Source organism: Hymenobacter sp. GOD-10R (genome assembly GCF_035609205.1).
Lineage (GTDB): Bacteria > Bacteroidota > Bacteroidia > Cytophagales > Hymenobacteraceae > Hymenobacter.
The window spans coordinates 6725254-6744232 of record NZ_CP141184.1; the positions used below are offsets into that span (position 1 = coordinate 6725254).

An 18979-nucleotide genomic window follows, 5' to 3' on the forward strand; every position below is an offset into this window, starting at 1 on the left:
TGGTGAAGTTATTGCAAGTAAGAGCGGAGTGTCCCCAACGGGCACTCCGCTTTCTGTTTTAGTTCTATCCTCCTCCCACACATGAAAATATCCTACGCACTTCTCCCCTGCCTAACGGTAGTCGCAATGGCTTTCCTAGCTAGCTGTGGCAAAGACAATGATTCGAACATGGCCAAAATGGAAGTTCGTCTCACCGATGCTCCCGGCGACTACAAAGCTGTAACGCTTGACGTGCGGCAAGTGGAAGTCAACGTGAAAGGCGACGATATAGACCCCAAGGGCTGGCAGACGCTAACGTTGCTTAAGCCGGGCGCCTACGATGTGATGTCGTTTACCAACGGCAACTCGGCCTTATTGACCAGCGCTGATTTCCCGGCTGGCCGCATCTCGCAGATTCGCCTAGTCCTAGGTACAAACAACTACGTGACTACCAAAGATGGGCAGGTTTATGACCTCAAAACTCCCAGCGGCCAGACGGCCGGTGTGAAGCTGAAAGTAGATGCCGACTTATCTAAGAACGTTACCTACGCACTTGTGCTCGACTTCGACGTAGCCAAGTCGGTGGTGGAGCGTGGTAGCTGGAAGCCAGGCCAAGATAAAAAGGAGCGCTTCCTGCTGAAGCCAGTTATCCGCACGGTGGCTAATGCCGTGGCGGGTGGCATTAAAGGCATGGTGACGCCTGCGGCAGCTCAGCCCACCATCCTAGCTATTCGCACTTCTGTAACTCCTAACGATACAGTGAGCACCACTTCCGATGCTATGGGCGGCTTCCTGATGCGCGGCTTACCGGCAGGTGCGTACCGTGTAGAGTTCAAAACGGTGTCGCCCTACAAGAATGCAGTTGCTACTCCCATCACGGTAACCAACAGCCAGATTTCAGATATAGGCTCAGTGAAGCTCGATTAATTGACTTTTTCTCTCTCCCAATGAGAAGCCCTGTCATCAGCACGATGGCAGGGCTTTTTCATGGAGTTTATTTACTCTAAGACCTAGCTCAAGCCGCTAACTAGCTGCACTAGCTCTTGCTGCGTCGACTGGGTTTTGTCTTTTGCATACCAGCCGTGCACTTGGGTCACAAATTCATCGTGCGATAAGCCTTCTGCTTTCAACCGCATGAACATTTCCTGGGCTGCGGCTGGCCGCGGACCCCAGTTGGTAGCTTCCATGAGCGTGTCAGCATGCAGCACTACGAGTTTTGGAATAGAGCGGCCACCGTTGGTAAGGTACCGATCCATAAGATCCAAATGTTCGTCGCGCAGCAGGTAACGCGTCTCGATCTGCCCATTAGAGGCTTGCGCTACGGCTTCCAGCACGGGTACGATTTGCGCTGCATCGCCGCACCAGCCTTCTGTAATGATGGCCCACACGTAGCGATTTTGCAGGTTGCCAACCGCTTCGCGTAGCTCGGGTACAAGCTCCACAGTTTTATCGATGCGGCTCATGCGCTGCACGTTCAGGCGAGTATACTTGGTCAGCTCCTCAGATTGATTAGGACCGGTAGTGCGGTCTTGCTCGAGTAAACCATCAATAAGCTGACGGTAAGCGCTATAGGAATACCCCGTAGCTAGCTGCTCAGCAGTGAGGACGGGAGTGGTATAGACAGACGATTCAGACATAAGTCAGAAAACTAGTTTGATAGTGTATAACAAGGAAATTGCTTTTTTGGCTAAGCGAAACAGCAAGAATTTGTAGAAAATACCCTTGTTAGGTTATTGCTTTAAATGCAAAAGCCCTTCCGCTATCATACAACGGAAGGGCTTCAAACCTAGCTAAGCGGCTCTTACAAGCTCATATGGTCTTTGCCTTGGGCGTCCATCTCGCGGCAATAGGTGATGAAGTCTGTATTGATCGGCGTCAGACCTGCATCTCGCATCTTGATGGCTACCTGGCCACGGTGATAGTTGGCGTGCACGGGCATATGGGTAAAAATATCAGATACCACGCTTGTGAAGGCATCGCCGGCGGAGTTGGTGTACGTAATGGTGCGGTTTAGCTCAGCCTCATCGGCGGCGCGCACGATACCCACCCACTTTGCCGAAGTTTCTGTGTGCATGCGGTGCAGTTCTTCTAGTGCGTGCTCCTGCCACACTTTAACGGGGCTAGGCGTGTTGGTGAGCCGACCAATCCAGATGTACTGGGCATTGAGAACGTGGCTGAACAACCGCAGAATGTTGGCTGGAATTAGCTGACCCGTTTCGGTTGCGGTTTTATCCAGATGCCGCAACAGCGTTTCGTTGGCCCACACGTTGTAAATGGCGAGCTTTTCGTTGGTATTAACCATGATATTCGTGCTTGGTATTTGGTGCTTAGTTATTCCTACTTGGTGCGCAAAGGTGAATAAACCTTTAATTAAAAACCAAGCACGAAAGAATCAACGTGGGTCCTGCCAGACCAGTCTTTCTTCGGTACGCTCCTTTACAAAATCAGGACAGTTGCCGTCGCCTTTTCCGGTGAGGCCCCCATCGGGTTTGCATAGCACGCGGCCGCGGCTATCGTAGAGCGTAGTGAATTGGTCGCAGCACGGTGCCGTTTCGTAGTACACCACCTGATTACGGTAGCGGTAGCGCAAAATCTGAACCGGGGGGCTGAGCTTTTCCTGCGCCGACAGCTTCTGAATGCGCGCCTCCAGCCACTGTGGCCGGGCCGTGGTGTCGAAAGTAGCTACTGCCGCGTCGGGCACAGGAATGTTGGTGGCCGTGCTGGTGGGAGCCGGCGTTAGCGTGGTGGAAGGGTTCGTCATGCCCGTATTGGGCGGGTCGTTGGGCGTTTGCACAGCTAGCTTTTGCTGGCAAGCTGTCGAGAGCAACACAGCCGCAGTGGCAACGAATGTAAAGAGCTTCATCTCGCAGGGTATTAGGTTAGAACGGAGGATGCAGAACGCAGAGCACAGAAAACGCGAGAAAGTTGCGTTAGCAGGAGCTACCTAGGTGTGCGGCGTTAGCCTCTCCGCTCTGAACCTCTAACGAGTCGGCTCAACAATAGTTAGTGCAGGAGCGCGAGCAGACGAGGCCCGAAAATGAACAAGCCAACCAACATTGCCGCAATAGCAGCTACCAGCACCGCTCCCGCCGCTACGTCTTTAGCCTTACCCGCCAAAGGATGATACTCCGGCGATACCAAATCGGTCAGTGCTTCAATGGCCGTATTCACCAACTCCGCCGACCAAACGGTGCCCACGGCCAGGGCCACCATCATCCACTCGGTAGCGGTAAGCTCAAAGTAAAAACCTAGGCCAATGACCACCACAGTCGCCACCGCGTGAAACTGCAAGTGCAGCTCCGACCGCAGCGCCATCCAGATGCCCCGAAACGCGTGTCCGAAGCTGGCAATTCGCCGCTGGAGCAAGTTGCGTTTGTCGAGGTTTGGTTTAGCCACGGGCGTCGTACTCGCGGAACACGGTGAGCCGCAGCTCGTCCCATTCCGGCTTTAAGATGCTGAAATAGACCGTGTCGCGCCGCATTCCGCCTTGCGTAAACATGTGACTACGCAGGGTACCTTCCTCTACGGCACCCATACGGCGCATGGCTTCTCTGGACTGCCAGTTGCGGGCGTCCGTTTTCAGCTCTACCCGGTCGCAGGCTAGCTCCCCAAACGCGTACTTAAGCAGCAGGTGCTTGGCCGCACGGTTCACGCCCGTGCGCTGAAACGGCTTGCCCAGCCACGTGCCCCCAATTTCCACGCGCTTTTCCTCCGGCACAATGTTCATGTAGCTCGTGCTACCCACTACTTGGTTTGTCTCCCGATCAATAATGGCAAATGGGTAGCGCTTGCCGCTGTTTCGCTCTTTGAGTGCGTGAGCGACATAGGTTGCCAGCTCCACGCTGTTTCTGGGCATGGCCGTCGGCATAAAACGCCATACTTCCGGCTCAAAAGCAATGGCTTTCAGGGCTTCAAAATCGGTGGCTTCGAGGGGGCGGAGCCGAACGCGGGCATTTTCGAGCGTGATACAGCGGGAGCAGTCCATGGAGGGGTGGAATTGGGCCGCAAAGATAGAATTTCGAAAAATGAAAAGCTGCTTCAGGGCAAGAATGATAACCTAGCTCTAGACTTCATACCCCAGTCCGCGCAGCAAGTGTTCAAAGTCGGCCGCTGACAGATGTCCCCCGCTGGCCTGCGGGTGACCGTGGGCAAAGTTGGTGGGCGGCACGGCGCCAGTGCGGGCAAAAGCCGCTCGTAGCAGGTCCGGAATGTGTAGCCCACGGTTTGCTGTGCGCCCCGCTACGGCTATCTGGCCGTCGGGCAAATACCCTAGGTTGGCGCACAGCACGACCCGGTCGGGCAATCGTTGGATCCACTGCTGCGCAATAAGCGGATGAATCTGACAGGGCGAATCTAAGGTGATAAGTGCCACTGGCGCTGCATCGGGGCTAGCTTTCGGGAAGCGCGGTGGCAGACGGCGGGCGGCTTGCAGAGCGGCGCTTACCTCGGCTCGGTACTCGGCCAACACGGTATCCTGCGCCAACGGCCGCGGGTTGTCGTCGGCCATCAGGTGTTGCAAAGGTCGGTCGAGGTCGAACTCGCCGGCTCGGCGGGCGGCATTGCAAAGCGCTACTGCTTCCTTCAGCCATTTGGCCGTGTACTGCTTTTTGGTTTGGGCCAGCGGTGGCCAGGGCGCCGAATCACCTAGGTCGGAGATGATACCAATGGCAGCTACCCATTGTAAATCATTGATTTCAACTTCGGCGGCGATTAGCTCATAGGCTAGCCAAGCGGAGCACGGCACAGGGTCAAGACCATAGCCCGTTAGCATGGTGCTGCCAACAGGCGGGTAGCCTTCTGGAATGTGGTGGTCGACATAGAGCACGGGGACGCCATCAGCTTCCAGCGTGCCGTGGGCGTGTACCCCTAGGTCCGTGACAATCAGTGCGTCGGGCTTCAGTGCCAGCAGCTTTTCGCGGACGGACGGTGTTAGAAATGCATTTTCACCTTTGCCAGAAGGCAGTACTTCCACCTGCCACTCAGCATTTATTCGTTGCAGCCCGCGGCCAAACACGGCACCAGCACCTAGCCCATCTGCATCGAAGTGGCAGAACACAACTACGCGGCCAGTAGGCGGAATTTTATCCAAAAAAGCGCGGAATGGCGCTACGAACTGAGGGAAAGCAGCAGGCATAAAAAACGGGCTGCCAGCATGGTAGCCAGCAGCCCGTTGTTCGTAAAGCCTAACGCTAAGGTTATGGTGTCGTGTAGCGCCGACTCGGTAGTTTGCTTATTGTCGAACGAATTACTTCGGCAAGTCGCCCACCATATCCTCTGGCTTCAGCCACTCGTCGAATTGCTCTTCGGTTAGGTAACCTAGCTTTAGTGCGGTTGCCTTCAAGGTACTGCCTTCGCGGTGGGCGGTTTGCGCAATTTCGGCGGCTTTGTAGTAGCCGATGTGCGGGTTCAGGGCCGTTACCAGCATCAAGGACGAATCGACGTGCTTCTTAATGTTGTCTTCCAAGGGGCGGATGCCCACGGCGCACTTGTCGTTGAACGACACGCATACGTCGCCAATCAGGCGGGCCGAGTGCAGGAAGTTGTAGATCATCAAGGGTTTGAACACGTTCAGCTCGAAGTGGCCGTTCATACCGCCAATGTTGATAGCGACGTCGTTGCCCATTACCTGCGCCGCTACCATCGTCATGGCTTCCGACTGGGTGGGGTTCACCTTGCCGGGCATGATGCTGGAGCCGGGCTCGTTGTCGGGGATGTACAGCTCACCGATGCCGGCGCGCGGACCTGAAGCCAGCAAGCGGATATCGTTGGCAATCTTCATTAGGCTAGCTGCTACCGTTTTGAGCGCACCGTGGGCTTCCACGATGGCGTCGTGGGCGGCCAGGGCCTCAAACTTGTTTTCGGCCGTCACGAAGGGCAGGCCAGTCAGGTTAGCAATGTGCTTGGCCACGTTCTCCGAATAGCCAGGAGGCGTGTTAATGCCCGTGCCTACAGCCGTACCGCCGAGCGCTAGCTCCGAAAGGTGAGCTAGGGTGTTTTTAATGGCGCGCAGACCGTGGTCGAGCTGCGACGCGTAACCCGAAAACTCCTGCCCTACCGTGAGCGGCGTGGCATCCATGAGGTGGGTGCGGCCGATCTTCACGATGTTCATGTACTCCTTCGACTTCTGGGCTAGCGTGTCGCGCAGCTTCTCGATGCCGGGAATGGTCACCTCCACCAGAATCTTGTAGGCGGCAATGTGCATGGCCGTCGGGAAAGTGTCGTTGCTGCTCTGCGACTTATTCACGTCGTCGTTCGGAGCTAGGGCCTTCTTCTCGTCGAGGAGGTCGCCGCCTTGCAGCACGTGGCCGCGGTAGGCCACTACCTCGTTCACGTTCATGTTGCTCTGGGTGCCCGAGCCGGTTTGCCACACCACTAGCGGAAACTGGTCGTCGAGCTTGCCTTCCAAAATCTCGTCGCACACGCGGCCGATCAGGTCGGATTTCTCCTGCGGCAAGATGCCCGCATCGAGGTTGGTAAGGGCCGCAGCCTTCTTGAGGTAGGCAAACGCGCGGATAATTTCCTTGGGCATCTTGTTGATGTCCTGCGCGATTTGGAAGTTCTCAATAGAGCGTTGCGTTTGGGCGCCCCAGTAGGCGTCGGCGGGCACCTGCACGGGGCCCATAGTGTCTTTTTCGGTCCGGAATTGCATGAACGGGAAAGCTGATGAAGGAAATCCGACTTGGTGCGGCAAAAGTAAGGAACTGCCGCATAGTACGGGTTCCAATATTGTGGTCAACTGTAGGAACGCGCCACGGCGCATTCCTCGCCTGCCTGCTAGTGCGTTTGAGGGCTGCATTCTCTATCGAAACTGCACCCAAAATTATTCAACGATTAGGCGCGCTGTGGTGCGTTCCTACAGTCTTATCTATACCCTTGTCGGCCAAGCTTGCGTACAGGAGAGCCTACCAATTCGCCTTCTACCCCGATGAGCACCATCAAAAAAGTAATCGAAGTATTAGCTAGCTCGCCCAAAAGCTTCGAGGATGCCCTGCAGCAAGCCCTCACGGAAGCTAGCACCACCGTGCGCGGCATCACCTCCATCTATGTCAAGGACCAGAGCTGCAAGGTGAAAGACAACAAGATTGTGGAGTATCGCATCACGGCCAAAGTCACCTTCGAAGTGATGCACAAGTGGAACCCCAACGCTATCAGCGCGGAAGAGCCTGCTGCTGAAGATGTACCCGACGGCGGCGGTGCCCCCGACTACAGCCACATCGAAATCAAAACCCAGCCCGATTTACCCTGCGAAGTAGAGCCCGGCGGCAGCGCCACCGAACCCGAAAGCGGCGGCGGCTACAGCGGCTAGAGCGACTGAGTAGCTGAGTGACTGAGTGACTGAGTGAATCCTTTTTTGCTCCCTCGCTCCTCTCATTCTGCTCCCCTCCTGTCATCCTGAGCTTGCGAAGGACCTTATCACGCGAGAACGACCAGTACACTAGTGGTTCGTTCTCACGTGGTAAGGTCCTTCCTACGTTAGGTAGCGAAGAAAGTGTAGCAGAAGCTACCGTTCGGACAAGCTAAAAGGCACCGCTACTTTGACTTTTTGCGCAGCCGGTCGGCCTTTGATAATGGCGGGTCGCCAAGCAGGACCATCTTGCACGAGGCGCATGGCTTCGGCGTCGCACTCTTTGCTCAGGCCACGCACTACCTTCAGGTTTTCGATAGTGCCTCCAGCGCCCACGGTAAACTCTAGCTTCACCGTGCCTTCTAGACGCTTGCTCTCTGCTTCTTCTGGGTATTTCAGCTCTTTTTTCAAATATTCCTCAAATGCTGAAAAGCCACCAACGGGTGTGGGCGCGATGGGCGGCGGCGCAGGCATTTGGCCTTTCCTCTTGCTGCCGTAGCCCACCGTTACTACCTCGTTTAGGGATTTTGTGTCATTGGCCAAGGCTAGGGTGAGGGTGGTGTCATTCGCTAGCTTTCTTTCTTGCGTTTCGTAGCCAATAGAGCTGACCGTCAACGCCTTTTTATCTTTCGGGACAGCTAGGGAGAAGGTGCCATCAGGGCCAGTGCTGGTACCGATCTTGGTGTCTTTCACCGCAACTGTAACGCCTGGCAATGCCTGGCCTTGCTGGTCGGTGATGCGGCCGGTAATAATGCGGGCATTTGACAGCGCCGACGGGGCTGCTTGCCGGAACCTAGCTACTGCTGAATTGCGCGTTACCACTGTTGTTACGACCGTTCCGGGTACCGAGCCAGTAAGTCGACCGGCTGCCGCTGCCACAGTATCGGAAGTGCTGGCGGAGCTAGCTATGCGGGCTTGCGCCACCACATCTTTGGGCTCTGTGCTGATGCTATCAGCCAATACTTGCAGCTGGCTTGCTCGCTTCGTTGCAACGGGTGCTGTGTTTGCACGTCTGGCCTGTTTGGCAAACGACTCCGACTGCTGCCTTGCAAGCGGGCTAGGTGCCATGGCTACTTCGGGCGGTAGCACTTGGGCGGCGCTGGGTGCCGTTGCGGCTGGGGCTGACTGCTGCGCGGTGAGTGGCGCATCGGTCGGCTGGGTGCTGGGCCGCACCATCACGGTAGCTACTTCTCGGGTTCTGTGTCGCGACTTAATTTGCTGACGACCTAGCCACCCAACTGTACCCACTAACACAAACAGCAAAACTGCCGCCGCAATGGTCGAAAGCCGTTGCCAGGCAATAGGTGCTTGGCGCGGTTCCTCCTCTTCAATGCGAGTGCGCAGCCGTTGCTGCAACTGGCTCAGGGCTTGATCAGTAGTAGCTAGGTCGGTCATCGACAACCCTTCCAGTACTTCGGCGCAATACGGGCAAGCTAGGGTATGGGCTTCCACTTGGTGCTGACTGGCCGGCGTGAGCGTACCGGCCACGTACTGCCGCAGCAACGCCAGCGGCAGGTGCCCACCCGATTGAGCGGGTAGCGAGGAGGACGGTGACGGATTAGCGGGCCGCATTGGCAGAGGATTCGAGCGAGCGTTTGAGGTTGCGTTTGCCGTTTTGCAAGTGGCTTTTCACAAGACCTAGGTCAAAGCCGGTTTCGTCGGCTATTTCCCGGTAACATTTCTTTTGGAGGTAAAACAGTTCCAAGCAGCGACGCTGCCCGTCTGGTAACTCGGCCAGGGCGTGTTCCATGGCTTGGAGGCGTTCTTCGGTGAGAGCTAGGTCGTCGGCTTCATCCCCTAGATGCGCGGCGGGTGCCGATTCCACAGCCGCCGCGTCGGGAAAGTGTAACACCAGCGGTCCGCTCTCGGGGCCGGCCCGCTGGCGGGCGCGTAGCTGCATAAGGCAATGGTTGCGCGCCGTGGTGTGCAGCCAAGCGGAAAAGTTGCTTACCTCGTGCTGCCGCAGCGTGACAACGAGCTTCTCAAACAACTGCATTACAGCGTCTTGGGCGTCTTCATCGGGGCGCAGATAACGGCGGCAGATGGCAAACACCGCGGGCATGTGCCGCTCATAGAGCGCACCTAGGTCGGCCACGTCGCCTTGGCGACGGTAGCGAACGAGCAGCTCCTCATCGGATAGCTCGGCGGGCGACTTCGGGCGGCGCTTGAAAAACATGCAGAAAGGCAATCAGCAGAACCGAAAACTACGATTTTAACGCCAGCCCGCTGATAGGAAGCAAAAGATAGATCTTTCATCCTGACCCAAGCAACGAACTCAGGTTCCTCGCTTTGCTCGAGATAGTAGACGTTTCTATAAAGCAACGTGCCTCTCGCATCGGCTTCGGGAGAAAAGCCAACGCGAAAGGCACGAAAATATTCCAAGTCTGGCCGCTAATTGCGCATTAGTCGGCAAGTAGCCACTGGCTGCCCTGCCACTTGAGCGCGCACCAAGTAGAGGCCCGCAGCTTCCTGACCTAGGTCGAGCTCGTAAGTCGAGCTGTTGCGAGCTAGGTTCAGCTCGCGTATTAGTCGACCTTGGGCGTCGCTTACGACCAGTTGCACGTCGGCCCGGCTAGGCAGCGTGATGATAAACCGCCCCGACGCCGACGGGTTGGGATAAGCGTCGAGCACAGGTAGGTTCTTCGCCATCGTGTTTGCCGTCACGACAAAGCTCACGTCGGCTCGCCACATATCGTTGAGAGCCGAAGAGTTAGCGGAAGCGGTGTTACCGCCCCATATGTACAGCTGGTTGTTCACGACGGCGGCTCCGGCGTTGCGGCGTGGTGGCAAGTTGGACGTGAACGTACGCAGCTGCTTTGTTTGGGTATTGTAGGCAGCTAGGTAGCTTTGGTTTGTAAAGTCGCCTACCAGCCAGATCCAGTCGCCCTGCACAGCTACGGCTTGGTTGGAAACAGTCGTTGGCAACGTGCCCAAGGGCTGCCATTGGTTGCTGGCAATGTCGTATGCGTCGACGCGGTTGGAGTTGACTACGCCGTTGTAACCGCCAAAGACATAGATTTTCCCGTTCACCACCGCTCCCACCGTCGACTTACTTTCGGGCATCGGCGCCAGGTTTGTCCAGCTGTTAGTCAGACGGTTGTAAGACCGCAGGTTATTGTAGTAGGTGGTCCCGACGGAGCCGCCGTAGCAGTAAAGTATTCCGTTCCAAACCGCTGAGCCCGCCGAGGTAGTAGGCAGCGGATTGCCAAAGCTAGGTCCGCTGGTGCCGTCGGCCACCCGCACCGATTCTACCAATGGCACCGCGCCGCCGCTGGCGTTCTGCCCGTTCAGCACGTAAATCAGCCCGGCGCTGAGGCTAGGGTCAAGAATGGCCGCCGAGCTGAAGCGTTGGGGCGTCAAGGAGGCGGTGCCAATTCCCCATAGGTTACCAGCTATGTCGTAGCGGTAGACATCGGCGGTGTAGGCAGCTGTGGCGCTACCACCCGCTACGCTATAAATGGCCAGCTGGTCGTTGCAATAGCCCATGCCGTAGTGCGCTGTGGGCAGCGGAGACCGGGCAACAAAGGTGAGCGAACCTTGCGCCAGGGCAACGCTTGTCGCGAAGGTTAGCGCAGTGGTCAACACTGCGTGGCAGGTAAAGGGTAGCGCTGCTTTCATAGCATCTTATTTACGCGGTAAAAGATGCTGAAAGTAAAGTAAGAAGTTGAAAGAGAGATATTAAGACGCATCACATAAATATGTGGTAGTGGCTTCTTTCGCCAAATAGTACTTGGTTACAAGCAAGATCTTAGCGAGCCAGAACTAGGCTTGCCGGTAGGCTTTCAAAAATATTTTCGGGCAAGCGTGTGCAATCTGCGGAGCGGTGGCATCAGGTTATTGAAATTTCACCTCAAACGCCTGGCTACCATGAACAAGCTCTTTTTCGCCGTTCTCGCCATCATGCTAGCCGCCGTGCTGCTAGCTCGCGGCCAACAGTCAAATCCTACGAAAGCAAACCCTCTTGTAGCTAAGTCTGTGGCCGATACGCTCATGGTTCACGGGCGCGTCACGGACAAAACCGGCCAAGGAATACCCAGCGTGATGGTGCTGGCGAAGGACTCTAAAACGAGTGGTTTGACTGATGTCAATGGTAACTACCGCTTAATCCTTTCGAAAAGTAGTAAGACGTTAGTGTTTAGCCAGATTGGGTACATCACGATCGAAAAAGCTATTGACAAACAGCATACTATCAACGTAACCCTCAAAGAAGACGCAAGGCAGCTGAATGAAACCGTCGTGGTGGCTTATGGTACCAAAAGAGTACTAACAGGCAGAGTTAGCGGCGTGGCCGTTACAAAAAGACGTGCAAATGCACCTAGCAAATCAGGTAAGTACGAAGCAGTGCCTGACCTAAGTGGGCTTGAAGGTGGAACTGGTACCGAGCCTGCGCAAAACATTGTTAAAAACAAGGTATTTACCTACGTAGAGCGAATTCCGGTATTTCGTGCACCGGAAAACCGCGAGTCGTATTCTAAAATTCAAGAGAACAGCTTCCACTCCGCCCGGCAAGAACCCTTAAGCACCTTCTCCATCGACGTTGATGCGGCGAGCTACGCCAACGTGCGGCGATTCCTCAACCAAGGCCAGCGCCCACCGCGCGACGCTGTGCGCATCGAGGAAATGGTGAACTACTTCACTTACGACTACCCGCAGTCCACCGGCACCGAGCCCTTCTCCGTCACCACGGAGCTAGCTGCCTGCCCTTGGAACCCGCAACACCAGCTGGTGCACATAGGCTTGCAAGGCCGCAAGGTGGAGACTCAGAACTTACCGCCAGCCAATCTGGTGTTCCTCATCGACGTATCGGGTTCGATGATGAACGCCGACAAGCTGCCGTTGGTGCAAGCTAGCTTACGGTTGCTAGTGAAGGAGTTGCGCCCGCAGGACAAGGTAGCAATGGTAGTGTATGCCGGCGCAGCAGGCTTGGTACTGCCCCCAACTTCTGGTGCGCAGCGGGAGAAAATCCTAGGTGCCATCGACCAATTGCAGGCGGGTGGCTCCACGGCTGGCGGCGCGGGCTTGCGCCTAGCGTATCGTGTCGCTCGTGAGCAGTTCCAGAAAGGCGGCAACAACCGCGTGATTCTCGCCACCGACGGCGACTTCAACGTGGGCGAGCAAAGCAACGACGCTATGGAACAGCTCGTTACGCAAGAGCGTGAGTCAGGCGTGTTCCTCACGGTGCTTGGCGTAGGCGAAGGCAACTTGCAGGACAGTAAAATGGAGTTGCTCGCCGACAAAGGCAACGGCAACTACGCATACCTCGACAACCTCGACGAAGCGCACCGGGTGCTGGTGCGGCAGTTTGGCGGCACGCTGTTCACTATTGCCAAAGACGTGAAGCTACAACTCGAATTCAACCCGGCCCGCGTGCAGCAATATCGCCTGATCGGCTACGAGAATCGCACCCTCGCCGCCGAGGACTTCAATAACGACCGCAAAGATGCCGGCGAGCTAGGCTCCGGCCACACCGTCACGGCTCTCTACGAAGTTGTGCCCGTGGGTGCGCCGCCAGTAGTAGATAAGCTTAAGTATCAGCCTACTGCGACCGTCACGTCGGGAGCTAACTCTGCCGATGTAATGACGGTGAAGTTGCGCTACAAAGAGCCACAGGGCACCACGAGCCGCCTGCTAGAGCGGAGCCTACGCGGCACGGCTAACCCTATCGATAAGGCTTCCGAAAACCTGCGCTTTGCCGCCGCAGTGGCGCAATTTGGTATGCTCCTGCGCCAATCCGATTACCTAGGTTCGGCTACGTATGCCAACACCATCAACCTAGCCAGCGGCGCCCGGGGCAAAGACCCGGAAGGCTACCGCGCTGAGCTGGTGCGGCTGGTGAAAATGGCGGAAGGCTTGCGGCCCGATGCGCAGGTTTATGGAGCCCGTTAGGTGGTCGAAAGCGTCGCGTCGTGGCTCCAGAAAACCAACAAGAACGCACGGTCTTCAGGATAATTGTGCAGGGAAAATTAAAGTTGAAAAGTTCGAAAAGTGTGGGTTACATCGGCTGTAAAACTGGTATAAACCTATGCCAAGCAGCGCTGCTTGTGTCTGACTGTCAGATGTATATGGCTAAGCTAGGCGGCCGCTTTTCTCGCGCAATGAAAAGCCGCTGCGCCTAGTGTTCCGCGCCGGCGAGCTAGCCCGTTTATGCGCAACGGTCTGACTTTGCCCCCGCGAGTAGTACTTCCTCCATTTCCAACCACATCCTATGAAACTGCACCACCTGCTGCCCCTGGGGCTGCTGGCAACGGCTACGCTTTTGCCTAGCTGCCACCAACAGCAACCCGTCGAAAAACAAGTTGCCGTAAATGAAATGATAATGGTTCCGCCCGTTCCTTCGGCTCCACTACCTCGTGCATACGAATCAACAGTTAACAATACACCTGTTTCAGACGCAGGTATAGCTAGCTCAGCTGAGGGCGAGTCGTATGCTAAGGTTCCGGAAAACAGCTTCTTATCGGCGAAGCAAGCGCCGCTCAGTACGTTCTCGATTGATGTTGATCCGGCTTCTTATAGCAACGTGCGCCGCTTCCTAACAGAAAACAACGCCCTCCCACCCGCCGCTGCCGTGCGGACCGAGGAGCTTATTAACTACTTCCACTACGATTATCCTGCTGCGCCTGCCAATGTGCCGTGCACGCTCACGACTGAAGTTGCGACGTGCCCTTGGAATGCGCAGCACCAGCTAGCCCTCGTGGGTGTACAAGGCCGCGACGTGCCCACCGACCAACTGCCGCCTGCCAACTTAGTTTTCTTGCTCGATGTATCGGGCTCAATGGATCAACCAGATAAGCTGCCATTGCTGAAAGAGTCGTTTCGTTTGTTGGTCAAATCGTTGCGGCCACAGGACTACATTTCCATCGTGGTATATGCCGGCGCCGCGGGCCTCGTGTTGCCTCCAACTCCTGGCTCTGAGCCGGAAACTATCCTAGAAGCGCTAGATAAACTAGAAGCAGGCGGCTCCACGGCCGGCGGAGAAGGCATTCGGCTGGCCTACGAAGTGGCTCGCCAAAACTTCCGCACCAGCGCCAACAACCGCGTCGTGCTCGCCACGGATGGAGATTTCAACGTGGGTGAGCAGTCAGAAGAGGCATTAGAACAATTGATTACGCAACAGCGCCAATCGGGCATTTTTCTCTCCGTGCTAGGTTTTGGCGAAGGCAACTTGCAGGACAGCAAGATGGAGTTGCTGGCCGACAAAGGCAATGGCAACTACGCCTACATTGATAACCTATCGGAAGGGCGGCGCGTGCTGGTGCAACAGTTTGGCGGCACGCTCTTTACGCTTGCCAAAGACGTAAAAATTCAGGTCGAGTTCAATCCGGCGCGGGTGCGAGAATACCGTCTGATCGGCTACGAGAACCGCATGTTGAAAGACGAAGACTTCAATAACGACCGCAAAGACGCCGGTGAGCTAGGTGCTGGGCAGCAGGTAACTGCCCTCTACGAAATTGTGCCCGTGGATGCCCCACCTACAATAGACAAACTGAAGTATCAATCAACCGTCGTAGCAACTCCGGCCGCCAACTCTGCCGATATCATGACGGTGAAGCTGCGCTACCAAGAACCGCAAGGTCATCAAAGTCAGCTACTAGCCAGAGAGTTGCGCGGGGCAGTGCCATCCATCGATCGTGCTTCCGACAACCTGCGCTTTGCCGCCGCCGTGGCGCAGTTTGGTATGCTCCTGCGCCAGTCTGACTACCGCGGCCAGGCTACTTATGCTAATACAACCGACCTAGCTAGCAGCGCCCGCCGCTCCGACCCTGATGGTTACCGTGCGCAATTTTTGGAGCTGGTCCGAAAAGCTGCCGACTTAAGTGTGACTACTGCCACAACTGAAACCCGCTAATACTACTCACCACGCCAAAAAGCCCCACTGCATTGCGGTGGGGTTTTTTATTTGGCAGTGGAAAAGGAGTAATGGAAACTAGAACGAGAAACTCGCCGAGGCTTTGAAGACCCGGTTTTGAGAATCGTAACGGTTGCTGTTGTCGAGCGAGGAGAGACCGTAGTCGTAGCCGGCGCTTAGGCCTAGGCCGTTGTGGAACTGATAGCCTAGGCCACCCACCACGCCAAGATCGAGGGAGCGAAACTGGTCTTTTACATCGATATCTTTCTGATAAGCAGATGCTTCACCATTGCCCGAGGTCACGTGCACGTTGCCTTTGGCTAGGTACGAAGCCTGCGGACCAGCATAGAGGTAGAAGCCCTTCGTGACGTACGCTTTAAGCAACACCGGCACATCAATGTAGCTCATGCGCGCCGTAGCTGAGCCTTGCTGAAGGTTAATAACCTCGCCCTGCTCAACGGGCACGGTGCCCATTGCCGTGACACCTTTTTGCGAGTACAACACGCCCGGTTCGATGGCGAAGTGCTTGCCCATCAGAATGCTGGCGTACAAACCGGCGTGGAAGCCCGTCCGAGTATCTTTGGCTAGGGCCGCGTTGGATAGCTGGCTGGTCGCAATCAACGCTTGAGCCGCTTCGCCAGACCAGTCGGATACGTTCAAGCCAGCTCGTACCCCAAACTTGATATTGCGGGCCTTGCTTGGGTGTACAGGCGCCTCATAATAAGTATATACCGGCCGATGGATAGGCTTAAATACTTGAGCATAAGCGCTTGACAGAGAAGCGGAAACCAAAAGAATAGCCACAGCGGCGCGGCCGCAAAGACGCAGGAAGTTCATAGCTCGAAAACAGAGGAAGTGGAAAGAAGAATACGCCAGCGCTTACTCTTGCGCGCTACTCAGTGGCTGGGCGTTGTGCTAGGTATATTTGAAAAATCGTGCCAAATCGTGAAATAATACCGTGCTCATTTGCTAACTAACATTCGTTCAGTGATTTGAATGTGAATAGTTATCATAGGCAAAGTTCTATAAACGACGCATGAACAGAGATTAGCTCCTACTTACTATCAGAATGTTGCTGTTCTAAGCAGTAAGCTTGGGTGATTGCCCATGAACGCGCTATAGCAGCATAATATTTTACGAAGCCTTGTTGATCGACCTGCAACGTCGCCTACTTGCATCTCTATTGCTACTACACAAGCCGTCAATTCGATCAGCGGGAGAAACCTCGTGTGTGATCGTTACAACTACTACCTAACGTCAGCATGCGAGATTTTCCGGCTGGTCGAATTGACGTTCTTTTCGCTATTGCGTGCTAGTAGGCTGGGTGCTTAGTACCACAGTTGTCTCACTATAGCTAGGTCTTCCAACGATGCCATGAGCATTCAATGACCAGACGCAAGTAGGCGGCTCCGCAGCCTTTCTGAAAAATTTTTCAAGGTGCTTGTAACGTTTGGCGCTGGGACCGGTACTCCTGACAAATTTCCGAAAAACACACCCTCTTACCCCTAACGAAACTCTGGTGGAAACAACCGACGAGGCACTGATGACGCAGGTACAGGCCGACAACCTGGACCAACTCGTGCCGCTGTTCGAGCGCTACCACCAGCCGTTGTTCAGCTTCCTGTGCCGGCTCACCGGCGACCGGGAGGTGAGCCAAGACCTGACCCAGAATGTGTTCTACCGCGTGTTGAAATACCGCGCTAGCTACCACGCCGGTCAGCCGTTTCGGGCCTGGATCTACCAGCTTGCCCGCAACGTGCACACCGACCACTGGCAGCAAAACCGCCGCCCCACCTCCGACGTGGAGCAAGTGGAGCACACCGCTAGCTACGGGCGTTCGGCCCTGGCCCAAGCCGCCGTCACCGACCGGGATGCGGCGTTGCAGGAAGCCCTAGCCCTGCTGCCTCCCGATCAGCGGGAAATCTTGGTGCTGCACCGCTTCCAGGGTTTCGACTACGCCGAAATCGGAGAGCTGCTGGGCTGCACCGCCGGAGCTGCCCGCGTGAAAGCGCACCGCGCCTTGGAAGCGTTGCGTAAAATTTACTTCAGTTGATTATCCTTAGTACCATGCATACGTCTTTCACCTCTCACGATCTGCCTGCTTCCTGCGCCGCGCTGGAAGACTTGCTGCCGGCCTACGCCGAGGGCGAGCTAGCCCCGGCGGAGCAGGCCCAAGTGGAAGCACACCTAGCTACTTGCCTAGCATGCCAAGCGAAAGTAGCCCAGTACCAGACCCTAGCTGAAGATTTGGTTGGCTTACCCCTCGCCTGCCCCACACCAGAGATGCGCACCGACTTTATGGCGATGCTGCAATGCGAAAAAGTTGCTTTATCAACGGCGCCAACCGCACCAGTTGCGAAAGCCGAACCGAAAGTTGAGCAGGAAGCTAAGGTGATATCGATGTGGAGCCGGCCTGCTACGCGGCAATGGTTGCAAATAGCCGCTAGCATCCTGCTGGTAGCCGTGGGTGTGGTGCTGGGAATGACGTTGCGCCCTAGTGCTGACCAGCTTGCCGCGAATCAAACGCGTAAGCCTTCCTTGGCTACCCAACTGGCCACGGCAGCCACCCAGCCCGCTACCGCCAGCGACCGGATTCAGCTGGTGAGCAACGCACCCGCCTCCGACCAACAGAGTGATGCTACCGTGTTGGTACTCGTTAATACGCTTAACACCGACGCCAACCCCAACGTGCGCCTAGCTGCTTGCGAAGCGCTCTACCGCCTTCGCAAAGACCCGCGCGTGGGTCCGGCGCTGGTACGTTCGCTGCCCTTGCAGACCGACCCTAACGTGCAGATTACCCTGATTGAGCTGCTCGTGGAGCTGCGCACTCCCGAAGCAGTGCCCCAATTAGAACGCCTTGCCCAACGCCGCGACGCCCTGCCGGTCGTGCGCCAGCAGGCAGAGCAAGGCATTGGCTTACTGATCTAAAAATCAATTTCTCACCTATTGCTTAGGCTAGTTCGGCCGGATGAAAATGTCCGGCGCAGGCCTCCTTTTGCCCAAAATCAAACCAGTTGTTCCTTATGAAAAAGTCTGTTTTGCTGGCTGCGGCCAGCCTCGTACTCGCCGCCTCTTCTGCTCTCCACGCCCAGGAATACCGCACCAAGCTAGGCGGAAAGGCAAATAAAATCGTCATCGAAATGCAAGCCGGCGACGTGAACATAGAAGGAACGGACGGCGACGAAGTAATCATCAAAGGCAATGGCTATGAAGAACCCAACAAGCGCGCGGAAGGCCTGCATCCCGTCTACAACTCGGCCGTCGACAACACCAAGCTAGGTCTGTCGGTAACCAGCACCGATAACACGCTGCGCATCGTGAAAGCCTCGCGCAAGGATGCTACCTACACCATCCGAGTGCCGCGTCGCGCCGATGTGTCTTTCACCCAAAGCGGCTGGGGTGGCGGTGGCGACTTGTTGCTCCAGAACCTGAATGGCAGCTTAGAAGTGACCATGAAAAACGCCAGTGCCAAGCTGCTGAACGTGACGGGCCCCGTGGTAGCCAACACCGTGAGCGGCGACATCACCGTGCGCTTTGCTAGTCTCCGCCCCGAACCTAGCTCCATTTCGGTAGTCAGCGGCGACGTAGATGTGACGCTGCCTAGCAGCAGCAAAACCACTCTTACCATGCGCTCCATTTCCGGTGAACTCTACACCGACCTCGACCTGAGCATGGGCAAAGGAACTGGCAACGAGAACATGCGTCAAGTAGGCGGCCAAACGGTAAGCGGCACCCTCAACGGCGGCGGTACAGCCCTCAGCCTCAAAACGGTAAGCGGCGACGTGTTCGTGCGCAAAGCCAAGTAGAAC

At 56.0% G+C, this 18979-nt stretch carries 18 protein-coding genes; 7 read left to right on the forward strand and 11 right to left on the reverse strand.

The window, feature by feature from the left end; translation table 11 throughout:
• Nucleotides 1–81 precede the first annotated feature (81 nt).
• Nucleotides 82–906, forward strand: a complete 825-nt coding sequence (locus SD425_RS26470) for a DUF4382 domain-containing protein (protein WP_324674029.1) — start codon at nucleotides 82–84, stop codon at nucleotides 904–906.
• 83 nt (nucleotides 907–989) lie between these two features.
• Here SD425_RS26470 and SD425_RS26475 read toward each other — a convergent pair whose 3' ends face one another.
• The 7 genes from SD425_RS26475 to fumC all read right to left on the reverse strand — a co-directional run bounded on the left by SD425_RS26475 (nucleotide 990) and on the right by fumC (nucleotide 6628).
• Nucleotides 990–1616: a thioredoxin family protein gene (locus tag SD425_RS26475; RefSeq protein ID WP_324674032.1), complete on the reverse strand. Its 627-nt coding sequence runs from the start codon at nucleotides 1614–1616 to the stop codon at nucleotides 990–992.
• 164 nt (nucleotides 1617–1780) lie between these two features.
• Nucleotides 1781–2281 carry a DinB family protein gene (locus tag SD425_RS26480; protein WP_324674034.1) on the reverse strand — a complete coding sequence of 167 codons (501 nt, stop codon included), beginning with the start codon at nucleotides 2279–2281 and terminating at the stop codon, nucleotides 1781–1783.
• Between the two features lie 90 nt (nucleotides 2282–2371).
• Nucleotides 2372–2842, reverse strand: a complete 471-nt coding sequence (locus SD425_RS26485; RefSeq protein ID WP_324674036.1) for a DUF6970 domain-containing protein — start codon at nucleotides 2840–2842, stop codon at nucleotides 2372–2374.
• 140 nt (nucleotides 2843–2982) lie between these two features.
• On the reverse strand, nucleotides 2983–3375 hold the full coding sequence (locus SD425_RS26490; RefSeq protein WP_324674038.1) for a diacylglycerol kinase family protein: 393 nt from the start codon (nucleotides 3373–3375) through the stop codon (nucleotides 2983–2985).
• Entirely contained in the window at nucleotides 3368–3964 is a 597-nt protein-coding gene (locus SD425_RS26495; RefSeq protein WP_324674040.1) for a GNAT family protein, read from the reverse strand. Before SD425_RS26495 ends, SD425_RS26490 begins: the two co-directional genes overlap by 8 nt.
• A 78-nt stretch (nucleotides 3965–4042) precedes the next feature.
• Nucleotides 4043–5113 carry a DHH family phosphoesterase gene (locus tag SD425_RS26500; RefSeq protein ID WP_324674042.1) on the reverse strand — a complete coding sequence of 357 codons (1071 nt, stop codon included), beginning with the start codon at nucleotides 5111–5113 and terminating at the stop codon, nucleotides 4043–4045.
• Nucleotides 5114–5224: 111 nt separating this feature from the next.
• On the reverse strand, nucleotides 5225–6628 hold the full coding sequence (gene fumC, locus SD425_RS26505) for a class II fumarate hydratase (RefSeq protein WP_324674044.1): 1404 nt from the start codon (nucleotides 6626–6628) through the stop codon (nucleotides 5225–5227).
• Nucleotides 6629–6904: 276 nt separating this feature from the next.
• Between fumC and SD425_RS26510 the strand changes: the two genes are divergently transcribed.
• Nucleotides 6905–7285, forward strand: a complete 381-nt coding sequence (locus SD425_RS26510; RefSeq protein ID WP_324674047.1) for a dodecin family protein — start codon at nucleotides 6905–6907, stop codon at nucleotides 7283–7285.
• Between the two features lie 195 nt (nucleotides 7286–7480).
• Here the strand turns inward: SD425_RS26510 and SD425_RS26515 are convergent, their stop codons facing one another.
• From SD425_RS26515 to SD425_RS26525, 3 genes are all read right to left on the reverse strand, one after another.
• A complete protein-coding gene (locus SD425_RS26515) occupies nucleotides 7481–8896 on the reverse strand; it encodes a TonB family protein (RefSeq protein WP_324674049.1) in 1416 nt (471 codons plus the stop codon).
• The gene (locus SD425_RS26520; RefSeq protein ID WP_324674051.1) at nucleotides 8883–9500 is read right to left on the reverse strand and encodes a sigma-70 family RNA polymerase sigma factor; all 618 of its coding nucleotides are present in this window, start codon (nucleotides 9498–9500) and stop codon (nucleotides 8883–8885) included. Before SD425_RS26520 ends, SD425_RS26515 begins: the two co-directional genes overlap by 14 nt.
• A 215-nt stretch (nucleotides 9501–9715) precedes the next feature.
• On the reverse strand, nucleotides 9716–10942 hold the full coding sequence (locus SD425_RS26525; RefSeq protein ID WP_324674054.1) for a kelch repeat-containing protein: 1227 nt from the start codon (nucleotides 10940–10942) through the stop codon (nucleotides 9716–9718).
• A 249-nt stretch (nucleotides 10943–11191) separates the two neighbouring features.
• On the opposite strand from SD425_RS26525, the gene SD425_RS26530 reads away from it, so the two are divergent.
• Both SD425_RS26530 and SD425_RS26535 read left to right on the forward strand, forming a co-directional pair.
• Nucleotides 11192–13210 (forward strand): vWA domain-containing protein, encoded by a 2019-nt coding sequence (locus tag SD425_RS26530; RefSeq protein WP_324674056.1) that lies wholly within the window; start codon nucleotides 11192–11194, stop codon nucleotides 13208–13210.
• Nucleotides 13211–13529: 319 nt separating this feature from the next.
• Complete coding sequence (locus tag SD425_RS26535; RefSeq protein WP_324674058.1) at nucleotides 13530–15170, forward strand: VWA domain-containing protein; 1641 nt, start codon at nucleotides 13530–13532, stop codon at nucleotides 15168–15170.
• A 78-nt stretch (nucleotides 15171–15248) separates the two neighbouring features.
• Here SD425_RS26535 and SD425_RS26540 read toward each other — a convergent pair whose 3' ends face one another.
• Nucleotides 15249–16007 carry a porin family protein gene (locus SD425_RS26540; RefSeq protein WP_324674060.1) on the reverse strand — a complete coding sequence of 253 codons (759 nt, stop codon included), beginning with the start codon at nucleotides 16005–16007 and terminating at the stop codon, nucleotides 15249–15251.
• A 682-nt stretch (nucleotides 16008–16689) separates the two neighbouring features.
• On the opposite strand from SD425_RS26540, the gene SD425_RS26545 reads away from it, so the two are divergent.
• The 3 genes from SD425_RS26545 to SD425_RS26555 all read left to right on the forward strand — a co-directional run bounded on the left by SD425_RS26545 (nucleotide 16690) and on the right by SD425_RS26555 (nucleotide 18976).
• Nucleotides 16690–17223, forward strand: a complete 534-nt coding sequence (locus SD425_RS26545) for an RNA polymerase sigma factor (protein ID WP_324674062.1) — start codon at nucleotides 16690–16692, stop codon at nucleotides 17221–17223.
• A gap of 14 nt (nucleotides 17224–17237) precedes the next feature.
• A complete protein-coding gene (locus SD425_RS26550; protein ID WP_324674064.1) occupies nucleotides 17238–18098 on the forward strand; it encodes a HEAT repeat domain-containing protein in 861 nt (286 codons plus the stop codon).
• Between the two features lie 95 nt (nucleotides 18099–18193).
• Nucleotides 18194–18976: a DUF4097 family beta strand repeat-containing protein gene (locus tag SD425_RS26555; protein WP_324674065.1), complete on the forward strand. Its 783-nt coding sequence runs from the start codon at nucleotides 18194–18196 to the stop codon at nucleotides 18974–18976.
• Nucleotides 18977–18979 lie beyond the last annotated feature (3 nt).